12 protein-coding genes and 1 pseudogene are annotated in these 12,574 nt (G+C 50.0%); 10 read left to right on the top strand and 3 right to left on the bottom strand.

Features of this window, described 5'->3' with window-relative positions:
* The first annotated feature begins 164 nt into the window (after positions 1-164).
* The 4 genes from VK70_RS06660 to VK70_RS06645 all read left to right on the top strand — a co-directional run bounded on the left by VK70_RS06660 (position 165) and on the right by VK70_RS06645 (position 4,327).
* Entirely contained in the window at positions 165-986 is an 822-nt protein-coding gene (locus tag VK70_RS06660) for a YitT family protein (RefSeq protein ID WP_025696896.1), read from the top strand.
* Between the two features lie 177 nt (positions 987-1,163).
* Entirely contained in the window at positions 1,164-1,352 is a 189-nt protein-coding gene (locus VK70_RS06655; RefSeq protein ID WP_175491940.1) for a hypothetical protein, read from the top strand.
* A 192-nt stretch (positions 1,353-1,544) separates the two neighbouring features.
* Positions 1,545-2,798 (top strand): putative glycoside hydrolase, encoded by a 1,254-nt coding sequence (locus tag VK70_RS06650; RefSeq protein ID WP_025696898.1) that lies wholly within the window; start codon positions 1,545-1,547, stop codon positions 2,796-2,798.
* A gap of 155 nt (positions 2,799-2,953) precedes the next feature.
* Complete coding sequence (locus tag VK70_RS06645; protein WP_046723026.1) at positions 2,954-4,327, top strand: MATE family efflux transporter; 1,374 nt, start codon at positions 2,954-2,956, stop codon at positions 4,325-4,327.
* A 258-nt stretch (positions 4,328-4,585) separates the two neighbouring features.
* On the opposite strand, the gene pfkA is transcribed toward VK70_RS06645, so the two are convergent.
* Positions 4,586-5,557 (bottom strand): 6-phosphofructokinase, encoded by a 972-nt coding sequence (gene pfkA / locus VK70_RS06640; protein WP_025698199.1) that lies wholly within the window; start codon positions 5,555-5,557, stop codon positions 4,586-4,588.
* A gap of 24 nt (positions 5,558-5,581) precedes the next feature.
* Positions 5,582-6,664, bottom strand: a complete 1,083-nt coding sequence (locus tag VK70_RS06635; protein WP_025698201.1) for a tetraprenyl-beta-curcumene synthase family protein — start codon at positions 6,662-6,664, stop codon at positions 5,582-5,584.
* 319 nt (positions 6,665-6,983) lie between these two features.
* On the opposite strand from VK70_RS06635, the pseudogene VK70_RS06630 reads away from it, so the two are divergent.
* Positions 6,984-7,664: pseudogene (locus tag VK70_RS06630) on the top strand (nitroreductase family protein); the annotation flags it as partial.
* A gap of 223 nt (positions 7,665-7,887) precedes the next feature.
* On the opposite strand, the gene VK70_RS06625 reads toward VK70_RS06630, so the two are convergent.
* The gene (locus VK70_RS06625) at positions 7,888-8,085 is read right to left on the bottom strand and encodes a cold shock domain-containing protein (protein ID WP_025334410.1); all 198 of its coding nucleotides are present in this window, start codon (positions 8,083-8,085) and stop codon (positions 7,888-7,890) included.
* Between the two features lie 168 nt (positions 8,086-8,253).
* Between VK70_RS06625 and VK70_RS06620 the strand changes: the two genes are divergently transcribed.
* The 5 genes from VK70_RS06620 (at position 8,254) to VK70_RS06600 (ending at position 12,461) form a co-directional block, all read left to right on the top strand.
* Positions 8,254-8,487, top strand: a complete 234-nt coding sequence (locus VK70_RS06620) for a hypothetical protein (RefSeq protein WP_025689191.1) — start codon at positions 8,254-8,256, stop codon at positions 8,485-8,487.
* Positions 8,488-8,490: 3 nt separating this feature from the next.
* The gene (locus VK70_RS28500) at positions 8,491-8,661 is read left to right on the top strand and encodes a hypothetical protein (protein WP_036641936.1); all 171 of its coding nucleotides are present in this window, start codon (positions 8,491-8,493) and stop codon (positions 8,659-8,661) included.
* 239 nt (positions 8,662-8,900) lie between these two features.
* Positions 8,901-10,691, top strand: a complete 1,791-nt coding sequence (gene pepF, locus VK70_RS06610; RefSeq protein WP_025698205.1) for an oligoendopeptidase F — start codon at positions 8,901-8,903, stop codon at positions 10,689-10,691.
* A 129-nt stretch (positions 10,692-10,820) separates the two neighbouring features.
* Positions 10,821-11,153 carry a LapA family protein gene (locus VK70_RS06605; protein WP_025698207.1) on the top strand — a complete coding sequence of 111 codons (333 nt, stop codon included), beginning with the start codon at positions 10,821-10,823 and terminating at the stop codon, positions 11,151-11,153.
* 255 nt (positions 11,154-11,408) lie between these two features.
* On the top strand, positions 11,409-12,461 hold the full coding sequence (locus VK70_RS06600) for a M42 family metallopeptidase (RefSeq protein ID WP_036641939.1): 1,053 nt from the start codon (positions 11,409-11,411) through the stop codon (positions 12,459-12,461).
* Positions 12,462-12,574 lie beyond the last annotated feature (113 nt).

The raw sequence follows: 12,574 nt of genomic DNA, 5'->3' as shown, positions 1-12,574 counted from the left end.
TCACATTCGAAACAATGCAAAAAGTTCATTGTAACGCTCTACTCAAGAATATCCTATACATTATATCACAAATCCAAAGAGGAATACCAGCGTATTCCTTTCATTTGTACTTACATCGTTTGCATTCTTACTTACATCCCATTATTTCGGAAGGTGATTTTTGCTTGCTTAGATATTGCTTCAGCCTTCTGGCCGTAATCTTCGGCTCCGGACTGATTGCCGCCGGCTTCAATCTGTTCCTTATACCTCATCGGCTGCTGAGCGGCGGCGTGTCCGGTCTGTCCATGCTGGCAAGCTATTTTACTCCGCTCAATGTCAGTTTGCTGTATCTTCTCTTCAACATTCCTCTGCTGGTTGCCGGATGGTTTCAGCTTGGCCGGCGTTTTATCGTGCTTAGCATTGCGTCGGTTGCCGCAGCAGCCTGGTTGATTGAAATCATTCCCGTAAAGCCGCTTGTCTCCGATATGCTGTTGGCCTCCGTATTCGGCGGAGTGCTCGTCGGGGTCGGCAGCGGAATTTCGTTCCGCGTCGGCGGTTCGTCCGGAGGCTTCGATATTCTGGGCTCAATCATCAGCCGCCATAGGGACTTTCCCATTGGCAACGTACTCGTTTCCCTGAATGCGCTAGTTATTCTGGCCGCAGGTTATCTAGAGAATAACTGGAACATTACTCTGGCTTCAATGGCCTCCATGTACGTAACCGGCCGGGTGGTTGATCTGATCCACGTTAGCCATATTAAAGTTACCGTATTAATTATTACGAACCGCACGGACGAAATGCTGCAGCACCTGCTTGAACTCCAGAGAGGCGTAACCAAGATCAAGACCGAGGGCGCTTACTCCCATACGGAAAAGGACATGCTAATGACAGTGACGACCCGTTACGAGTTGGCGGAGCTCAAGCGAATCATCAAACAGAGCGATCCGCAAGCTTTTGTCAATATTTTGGAAACGGTTGGTATTATGGGATCGTTCCGCAAAAGGTAACTTGTTAAATGGTGCACATGCTTAAAAATTGTGATATATTAATGATGCGTTAGAAGTCAATACATGCTCTTGATGATTCTGCTCTGCCCTCTTTTCCAGGCACTTGTCGTTTTTCTGGGTGAAACCTGAATTTAAGTTCAGCAACATTCGAAAAAGGAAAGGGTGATTACTGTGGAAATGGAAACGGTGAAATTGTCAGAAATCGTCATGAAGTGGTATCCAGATATGATGCCGTTTCTCAAGCAGGACGAACTCGATTCCATGATCGTTCTGCGGGACGGGCTGAGCATTCTGGACTCTGCTGATGCGATGGACATCATTCAGTACAGCATTTGCGAGCATCAGGATTCTGCGTATCTTCAATGAAGGAAACACGAGTTTTAAGGTTGCCGCTTGGACCAGCTTAATATCCGGTTCAGGCGGCATTTACTTTTTTTATAATCTTACGATCGGCAGAAGATTGACAAATCATTCATTATTGTTACAAACCTGTTCTTTTTATTCGTTACCATTCTTATTATAATTTATACCAACGTACATAAAAGAGGAGAGAGAAAAATGAACATCACTTGGGCTATATTGATGATGGCCCTGGGAAGCGTGGGCGTTCAGCATGGGCAATCGCAAGCTGACGCTACTTCCGTACTTCAATCCGTCACTTATACAGTTGCCGTAAATCAAACAGCCCCGCCAAGTGCACCTGGAGGCTGGGCGGATTCGAAACCAGGAGGCGCTGCTTCAACTCCTGCACCTTCCGCCTCGCCGGATGCAACCAGAGCCCTTGATGGCGCCCCCCTGCCCGATCCTCAGCCGGACGCTCCCAAAGTCAAAGGAATATACGTCACTGCGTACAGTGCTGGCGGCTCGCGGATGGATACGCTGCTAAATTTGATCGACAAGACGGAACTGAACGCGATGGTTATCGACATCAAGGACGACGCCGGTTACATCACCTACAAGACGGATAACGCCGAGCTGCAGCAGATGGGCAAACCCCAGCCTTTTATCGGCGATATCAACAAATTGATGGAACGGCTTAAGAAGCATAATGTCTATCCGATCGCCCGGATCGTTGTCTTCAAGGATTCCGTGCTTGCCAAGAAGAACCCGCAATTGTCGTTCGTGAAGAGTAACGGTTCCGTATGGCACAACAAAGGCGGAGACAGCTTCGTCAATCCCTACAACGAAAATGTATGGAAATACAATGTAGAAATCGCCAAAGAAGCGGTTAAGCTCGGCTTCAAAGAGATCCAGTTCGATTACGTCCGCTTCCCCGAAGGATTTGAAAAACGGGCGGACTCGCTGAAATACACCAAGGTCGCAGGAAAAAGCCGGGTTCAAATCGTTTCGGACTTCGTCAAGTATGCGAAGCAGGAGCTAAATCCGCTCGGCGTAAGGGTATCCGTTGATATTTTCGGTTATGCCGCCTCGGTTCCGGCCGCAGAAGGAATTGGTCAGGATTTTGTGAAAATTTCCAAGAACGTGGATGTCATTAGTCCCATGGTTTACCCAAGCCATTATTCGGTCGGCTGGTTCAACGTCAAGGACCCGGATAAGAACCCTTACGCGACCATCAAAGGCTCAATGGTGGATACCCACAAGAAATTGAATCCGCTAGGCAGCTACAAGCCGATTATAAGGCCCTGGATTCAAGACTTCACAGCCAGTTGGCTTGGCAGCGGTCATTATATCAAATACGGCAAGCAGCAGGTGGAAGATCAGATCCGCGCAATGAAAGAACAGAATGTTAACGAATTCCTGTTATGGAATGCGAGCAATCGGTATTCACCGGACGTCGACTACGAAAAATAACGAATACTGCAATGATTAAACCATCTAAATTATTCTTATATTTTTGATCAGAGACCCGGCGCAGGTGCCGGGTTCTTTGCTGGAGCCGGCCTTACAGCGGCCTGTGCTTGTTTTTCTCCAGATTTGCAAACTTAAAGATAACGAGGCATATTTTCATGAAACCAACAACATCATTCGGCCAAAAAATAATCCAGTTTTTCCATATTCTTTTCCCCATCCTCATTACTCAAATCGCCTTGTCCGCAATCGCTTTTTTCGATACGAACATGTCGGGCAGATTTGGTACCGCCGATCTCGCCGGGGTCGCGATCGGAACCAGCCTGTGGATTCCCATCCAAACTGGACTGAGCGGTATCTTAATCGGCCTTACCCCTATCGTTTCGCAGCTGTTAGGAAAACGGCGCGATGGCGAAGTCGCTTACAAAGTCATGCAGGGCATCTGGCTGTCGCTTATCGTATCACTTCTCGTACTGGTGCTTGGAGCGCTCGCTTTGGGACCGGTTCTGAGTTTTATGGACCTTGAGCCTTCCGTACGGAGCATCGCTTTTCGCTTTCTGGGCGCCCTATCCTTCGGAGTCATTCCTCTGTTCGGGTACACCGTGCTGCGCAGCTGTATTGATGCAACCGGACAAACCCGGGTGTCAATGTTCATTACTCTAATCGCCCTGCCTGTAAATGTCGGATTAAATTATCTGTTAATCTTTGGCCACTGGGGCTTTCCCCGTATGGGCGGGGTCGGTGCAGGTGTTGCTTCCGCCATCACGTACTGGGTCATTTTTGGTGTGGCGCTTCTGTTTATATTTCTGGCAGAGCCTTTTAAAAATCTAGGGATACTCCGTAAATTTCACGCACTCTCGCCAGCGGCCATTAAGGAGCAGCTCTTGATTGGCGTGCCGATTGGCTTCTCCATCTTTTTTGAGACAGCGGTCTTCTCCACGGTTACACTGCTGATGAGCCGGTTCGACACGATGACGATTGCCGCTCATCAGGCGGCGATCAACTTTGCCTCTATGCTGTACATGATTCCGCTCAGCATCTGCATGAGTCTTACCATTCTCGTCGGCTTCGAGGCCGGTTCGGGAAGGTTGAAGGATGCCCGCCAGTACAGCCTGCTCGGCATTGGCTCGGCCGCCTCTATGTCGCTGGTCACCGCTCTCGTGCTGCTCTTTGCCGGCAGCCATGTGGCTGGCTTATATTCTACCGATCCGAAAGTTATCGCGTTGATCAAGCATTTTCTAATCTATGCGATCTTTTTCCAGATCTCCGATGCCATTGCGACGCCGACCCAAGGCGTTCTACGCGGATATAAAGACGTAAACCCAGCCTTTATCATCTGCTTCGTCGCCTACTGGATTATCGGACTCCCCACCGGCTATGTTCTTGCCGAACATACAGATTTAGGTGCGTACGGCTACTGGATCGGGCTCATCACGGGTCTGGCTATCGGGGCGGTGCTGCTGCTTAGCCGGCTCTTTAAGGTCCAGCACCGATTTGCGGCGCAATATTCCGGAACGCAGACGGAAAACTAAGGAAATCAGCGGCGAAAGAAACAGCAGCACTCCTAATTAAGCATTCAGAAAGGCCGCTCCTTCGGTAGATCAATCTGCTGAGAGGTGCGGCTTTTTGCATATTAGCTTCGGATCTGATCGCTGGCTCGGGCGTCCGGTCAATGGCGGTACAGATTACGGTTAGACAGATTACGGTTAGCCCGGAAACGATATTTCGCGCAACAAAAAACCCCACGCTGATTTGCGCAGGGCCTGTACTGATATATACGAGCTGCAATCTTACTGGGACAGACGCAAAGCCAGATTATACGTGTCCAGATCGAATTCTTTCTTGGTGTTGACGACAAGATCGATATCGGTAAGAGTAAGCTCGCCATTAATGATGCCGCAGGCTTTGCCCGATTCACCCTCGATCAATTTGCGCACGGCAAAGTCACCCAAACGGCTTGCCAGGTTACGGTCTGCCGGAGTCGGGCTGCCGCCGCGCTGGATATGTCCCAGTACCGTTACGCGCGCATCGATCGAAGCATGCCGGTCCTTAAGCGCATGAGCGATGTCTTCGCCTTTGCCTACGCCTTCAGCTACGATAATAATACTATGCTGCTTGCCTCTGGCGAAGTTTTCCTTCATCCGGTCTGCAACTTCGTCCAGATCGAAAGGTATTTCGGGGACGAGGATCGTTTCTGCACCGGAAGCCAGTCCAGCATGCAAGGCGATGTCGCCGCAGTGCCGCCCCATAACTTCAACGACGGAAGAACGTTCATGGGAAGACATCGTATCCCGCAGCTTGTTAATGGCATCCACAACAACGCTGACAGCGGTATCGAAACCGATAGTGTAATCGGTAAAGGAAATATCATTGTCAATCGTTCCTGGAAGCCCCATCGTCTTAATGCCGAGCTTGCTCAATTTGTTCGCCCCGTTGTAAGATCCGTCACCGCCGATGACGACAAGTCCGTCGATGCCGTACTCACGCAAGATATCGGCGCCTTTTTGCTGGCCTTCCGGCTGCAGGAATTCCAGACAGCGGGCGGATTGAAGAATTGTGCCCCCGCGCTGAATAATGTCGCCGACGCTGCGAATCGTCATCGGGAAGATATCCCGGTTTAATAGCCCATGATATCCGCGCTGAATACCGAATACATCAACACCGTAATAAATGGCGCTGCGCACGACGGCGCGCACGGCGGCGTTCATCCCTTGCGAATCCCCGCCGCTTGTCAATACTGCAATTTTTTTTACATCTGCCATACGAATGGTTTCCTCCTTAGAATGCTAATACAAATGCTTGCGTATCCATCGGCTGTTGACAAAGAAGAATAGTCTGGTAAGCGGACTTCTCTTCATCAGCCGTCTCGACACTGAGCGAACCTCCCGCTGTTCGCTTACTTTCGGATCGGATAAATACAATGCCAGCAGCCCCTCGATGATCATGCGGTGCAAGGGAGTCTCAGGTATGTTCCGAACATCTCTTCGTGCCCACTCCACGATTGAAGCGATCCGATTCAGCATGATATCCGTATTGTCATAGTAATTGCAGAAATTGAGATCGCCGCCGGCACGGTCTTCATCCTGGTCGATCAGATAGTCCAGCATAATATGCAAGCAGCACAAATGCGGGAAATACCCCGATCGGATTAATGAAACGTCCGGCTTGGTCAGCCTTGAATCGCAGGAAGCCAGAAAAAGCATAAAGACACCTAATGTCGATCCAGTTGCCGCCGCAAATTCATTCCAATATAATTGCGGCGCCCTGCTTCTGTTCTCCTCCCACCATTCCTTAAGCGCAGCTTCTCTCATTTCCGGACGGATATGCTTGTATACCTGAAGGTCCGTATACAATGCAGCCAGATCATAGATCTCAGAAGCCGCCGCCGTGTACCCGGGAAGCCTTGAGATCATTTCCTGACAAGTGCGGACCAGCCGATGCAGATATCCGCCGTCATTCTGTTCACTGCGGAGCGCATAATAATTAACCGGTTCAGCACCTGGTGTAATCGCATCCAGCATCGATTGGTGCAGCAACCTGAAGTCGTCAGGGTCCATAGAAGTGCTGCGGTCGCACAAGTTGTCCAAGTAATCGCTTATCGTCTGGTACGCGACTATCAGCGGAATGAGAATGTGCCTCATCGGTAAATTTCCGGCGGCATAAACACCTCCGCCTTCACAATGAAACTGTTTCGTTTCAATGCTTGCGAGCGCTTGCTTCCGGAGCTCGGGATCGGGAATCCCTTCCGCATCTTTGCGCCACTGATTAAGGCAGTTTCTCACCTCAGGCAGCACGTACTTGTAGACCCTGCTCATCAATCCAACCGGGCCACGCGGACTCAGGGAACGGCCTTGCTCAAATTCACTCAATGACGGTGCCTCCACATTGTTGTCTCCTTATCCAAATCATAATTATTATAATATGATCCAAACGTTTGTACAAACAACAATATCACTCCGGAATCCCCATTTGCAGTGCAAAATAGCGGCACTTCACGTCTCATATTACTCTGTTCGTCTACTGTCAGATACATGACGCTCAAATTCACAGATCGGTATGGACGGAATTTTATATCTATATAGCTCTGCCATGGCAAGCTTCCTATTGCAGCCAGCACTCTATACGGCCTGCGATACTTCTCACCTGGAAGAACTTGCGCTATAATAGAATCAGCACCAGGTATTAGTACTTGGTAACAATATTGGAAGGGGCATAACTGCAATGATTTTTGACGAATTCAAGCAATTGGCACAGTCCCGCCGCAGCATCAGGGATTTCAGCGAAGAAGATGTGCTCCCGGAAGACATTAGGGATATTATCGACTGCGCCCGGTTTGCTCCCAGCGATACCAACTCGCAGACCTGGGAATTTATCGCCGTAATGAACCGTGACAAAATCAAAGAGATTGAAGCCTTTACTTGGGAAAGGCTGAAGGAAATCGCGGCTTCGGCGGAACAACGCGGACTAGCGCGGGAAGCCAAGATGATGGTGAAGTCGTTCGGCCCTTACGCGACCGCCTTCGGCAGCGCTCCTGTGATGATTATTTGCCTGGCGACCCCATATACTTCTAAATTCCGTGAGCGCATTTTCGACCCGCTTGAGTTCGGCAGTCCGGAGATCTGGGCTGAAGAAGGAATCAAGAGCAGCAGCCTGTCCATTCAGAATTTGATGCTCGCCGCACATGCCAAAGGGCTTGGCACATGTCCGATGACCGGCCCCGTGCTGCTTGCCGAACAGGATCTTCGGGAATATTTAAATATTTCTGGGGACCGGCAGATCAATATGGCGGTTGCGCTTGGACACCCCGCCGTTCAGCCAAAAATGATTGCCCGTAAAGAGATCGATGAGATTCTGACAATTGTGAAGTAATCTATACATGACAGAAAAGGGCCTGCTGTCTCCTTCAAAAGAGCGGCAGAGCCCTGATTTTTTGGAAAAGATGCTGTTGAAATAATCCCCGCACCAAAATAAAAAACACAGCTCCCATAAAGAGAACTGTGTCTTGAGTTATACATTGCTTGGGTTACGCCTTAATAAAAGCTTACCATATCAAGTATATTCAGAGCGAAGGGCTGTTCCCTTCCGCCTTGTCTTACAGTTTGATTACGTTAGCTGCTTGCGGTCCACGGTTGCCTTCAGTGATTTCGAACTCAACGGATTGACCTTCTTCCAAAGTTTTGAAGCCATCTCCTTGGATTGCGGAGAAATGAACGAATACGTCTTCGCCGCCATCAACTTGGATGAAGCCGTAGCCTTTTTCTGCGTTAAACCATTTTACTGTACCTTTCAAGTGAACAACCTCCTAAAAATGCCGCCATATATGGCGAATGTCTACATTATACTTCAATCTTCCAGGCAAAGCAATCCATCTTTTAATTGACCCGGAATTAATTTGCTTTTCCCTTCTCCGGTGCGTTATCATTTATCAAAAGCCAAATATCGCCAGGGTGGGACAACAATGATCAAAAAACACGAAATCTACAAGACGGATAAATGGAATATGATGACTGTAGAGGTCCAGGGCCGCTATATTGTACTGAGGGAAATATCCGACCAGTGGGGCGAAGAAACGCATACCTTTCTAAGCCGTCCCGCGTTGATGCAATGGGTTAATAACCGGTTTAATAAGGAATCCTATAAAGATAACGAGGAAGAATACAATCGCATCATGGCGGCGTTTAAGCAGGTATAAGACATGAACAATGAAAGTCTAGCCATATATGTTGTCGCTGTTCTATGCTTGGGCGCCGTACTGATTATGAGCAAGGACCGCCTTGATCCCAGATTGAGAAGAGTCATGGCGTTAATTACGGTTGCAATGATTGCGCTGGCTTTTGTCTTTGTCATCTATGACTTGCTGACATGATGTTAAGCGAGACAAAATGGCATTCGGCGCAAGAATAGATCCATAAATAGATTCATAATCACAGATCTCGAGGGAATACTAGGCGCACCTTTACATTCAAGGAGGTCGCCGTCATGTCTTTTGCAGCCAGATCCCTTTCAGCGCTGCTTGCGCTCGGTCTGCTGCAGGGGAGCTTCTCCTCCGCTGCGGCCAAACCGCAGCCCGCGCAGATCTCATCCCATTTATTAAGGAGGATTCCTATGGAACAACTATTGAAGAGAAGCGAAGTGCCCGCCGAGAACCGTTGGAAGCTTGAAGATATGTTTGCTTCACAGCAGGAATGGGATAAAACTTATGACCAAGCCAAGAACCTGATTGAGGAAGCCTCCAAATTCCAAGGCAAGCTCAGCACCGCTTCCGCACTGAAAGAGTGCTTCGAGTTGGACGACGAACTGTCGCTCAAGACCGAGCGTCTATATGTATACGCCCACATGCGCCAGGATGAAGACACCGCGAACCCGGTCTATCAGGCGCTTTCGCAGAAAGCAAAGAAGCTTAGCGTGGATGCGGGCGAAGCCCTCTCCTATATAACTCCGGAGATTCTTGCGCTGCCCGTGGAGAAGCTGGACGAATTCATCGCCGATCCGGCGCTTTCGGATTATACATTTACGTTGACCGAAATGAAGCGTCAAAAAGCCCATGTTCTCTCGAAACAGGAAGAGGCGCTGCTCGCGCAGGTTGGTACGCTGTCCCAGGCACCGCAAAATATTTTCGGCATGCTGAACAACGCCGATCTTAAATTCCCGAAAATCAAGGACGAGTCCGGGAAAGAAGTTGAGCTGACCCACGGAAGCTACATTAAATTCCTTGAAAGCCCGAACCGGGAAGTCCGTAAGAACGCCTTTACGGCGGTGTACGACACCTACGCCAAGCAGAAGAACACGATCGCCGCAACCCTGAGTGCTAATGTGAACAAGAACGTCTTTTATTCGCGCGTGCGCAAATATCCTTCCGTCCTGGAGATGTCGCTGTTCGGCGACAACATTTCCCAGGAAGTCTACACGAACCTCGTCGACACGATCCATGAGAGCCTGCCGCTGATGCACCGTTACATGAAGCTGCGCCAGAAGCTGCTGGGCGTTGATGAACTCCATATGTACGATCTGTTCGCGCCGCTGGTGGACGAATACAAGTTGGATATCCCTTTTGAGGAAGCCAAAAAAATTACGAAGGAAGGCCTAAAGCCGCTGGGCGAGGATTATCTGAAGACGCTCCAGGAAGGCTACGACAACGGCTGGATCGACATTTACGAGAACGAGAACAAGCGCACCGGAGCGTACAGCTGGGGAGCCTACGGCACTCACCCGTACGTGCTGCTGAACCATAACGACAACCTGAACAGTATGTTCACGCTGGCGCATGAAATGGGCCACGCCCTCCACTCGTACTATTCGGATAATGCGCTGAAATATCGCGACGCGCAATATACTATTTTTCTGGCCGAGGTAGCCTCGACGACGAACGAAGCGCTGCTGATGCATTATTTGCTGGAAAAATCGACGGACAAGAAGGAAAAAATGTATCTGCTCACCTACTATGCGGACCAATTCCGCACCACGGTGTTCCGTCAGACGATGTTTGCCGAATTCGAGAAAATCGTGCACGAGCGCGCCGAGAAAGGCGAATCGCTCACACCGCAGGATCTGTCGGCCATTTACTATGATCTGAACGTCAAGTATTACGGCAAGGACATGGTCGTGGACAAGGATATCGAGATGGAATGGGCACGGATTCCGCATTTCTATAACAGCTTCTATGTCTACAAATATGCGACAGGCTTCTCGGCGGCCACCAGCTTCTCCAAGCAGATTTTGGAAGAAGGCAAGCCGGCGGTTGACCGGTATCTCGGGTTCCTGAAGAGCGGCGGCAGCGACTATTCCATCAATATTTTGAAAAAAGCGGGCGTCGATATGTCCTCGCCTCAGCCGATCCGCGAAGCGATGAGCGTCTTTGAAGATGTGATTGGGCAAATGGAACAGTTGACGAAGTAAAGTATGAGCCCTTTGGCGATCTCGGTTGCAAGTTCATATCGTCCCTTGCCCTTTTCGGGTAAGGGACTTTATAATGTAAAGCGGCCGTCTAACTGCCGATTCGGAATTTTCCCAAGGAGGAAGTTTGTTATGAAAATGCAATGGTCTTTAATTTTCGGCCTGATTTTTGCGCTGTTTATCGCTTTTTTTGCCGTTATCAACGTCGATCCGGTTCAAGTGAACTTCGGTTTCAGCATCGTGTCGCTCCCGCTGATCCTGGTCATTCTCAGCTGCGCGCTGATCGGCGGAGTAATCGTAGGCTCGTACGGAATATTCCGTCAGTACAAGCAGCAAAGAAAGATCAAATCCCTTACTGCCGAGCTCGTGAAAGCCAATGAAAAAATCGCGGAACTGGAAACGGCAAATGCGGTGAGTACGATGGCAGAGAGCACCATTCCCGGCGGAACGACAACATTTAATTAATGTACGGTTGATTGCTTACTATATAAGATGAACTTGAAAAATGACATCAGGATAAGGAGTAACGAAGGGGAAGTTTGGAACTGTAGGAGCGATAGCGACCGCCTTTGTCTCCGGATTTCATCCGCGAAGAGCGGTTAAATCAAGAAATCTGGAGACAACAGCGGCCGGAAGTCCAAACGTTCCTCGTAGTTACGACTGATATTTGATGGTAGAATCTTAAGTTCATCTTATAGTTAAAAAGACAGGAGGATTTCCATGCCGATCCTTTCAATCCAGCCCAATGAAGAATACATTCTGAATATCCTCAAGAAACTGCTCGATACACCAAGCCCTAGCGGCTTCACCCATGCCGTCATGAAGCTTGTTGCTGAAGAAGGCGCCGCTCTTGGAGCAAGCCTATCCTGGAACGAAAAAGGCGGGTTAATCCTAAGTGTCGACGGCCTTGATCCCTCCCGCACCGTCGGACTGAGCGCCCATGTCGATACGCTCGGTGCGATGGTCCGCTCCATCCGTCCGGACGGCACTCTGCGCCTGACCTCCGTCGGGGGCTTCACGATGTACAGCATCGAGAATGAATACTGCGTCATTCATACACGCAGCGGAAAGACTTATACCGGAACGATTTTGTCGACGCGGCCTTCCGCCCATGCCTACCCCGCCGATGCCCGTGATATTAAGCGGATCGAAGAAAATATGGAGGTCCGCATCGATGAGGTCGTCTCAAGCAAGGACGATGTACTGAAGCTGGGCATCGCCGTCGGCGATTTTATTTCGTTTGACGCCCGTCCCGTTATTACGCCAAGCGGTTATATCAAGTCGCGCCATCTGGACGATAAAGCAAGCGTCGCCGCCCTGCTCGGCCTGCTGGAAAGCATCAAGCGTGAAGGCTGGAAACCGCTGCATAATCTGTCGCTGCTGATCTCCAATTATGAAGAGGTCGGACACGGCGCCTCCTGGATTCCCGGCGGCATCAGCGAATTGATCGCCGTCGATATGGGCGTCCTGGGCGACGATTTGAGCTGCAAGGAGACCGACGTCTCCATCTGCGCCAAAGACTCCACCGGCCCTTACGATTATACGATGACCGGACGGCTCATCGAGCTGGCTCAGGGCCTGGGTATCCCCCATGCGGTTGATATTTATCCGCATTACGGCTCTGACGCCTCTGCGGCGCTTCATGGCGGCGCCAATATCCGGGCCGCGCTGATCGGCCCGGGCGTTCACGCTTCCCACTCCATGGAGCGCACGCATAAGCAGGCCGTATTCAATACGGCCAAGCTGCTGGCCGCTTATGTGGGAGCGAATTGACAGAAGCTTGTGCCTGCGGCTGGCTGCTGAAAATGAACAAGGGAGGCTCTCCGGCCTCCCTTTTATGCTAACGGGACAGACACACTGCCGCGTCTTATCATTATGTCCGTAAA

Origin of the sequence: Paenibacillus durus ATCC 35681 (genome assembly GCF_000993825.1) — a bacterium.
Classification (GTDB): domain Bacteria; phylum Bacillota; class Bacilli; order Paenibacillales; family Paenibacillaceae; genus Paenibacillus_AQ; species Paenibacillus_AQ durus_B.
Note: the sequence above shows the minus strand (reverse complement) of the source record. Positions and strands in the feature narration are given on the sequence as shown.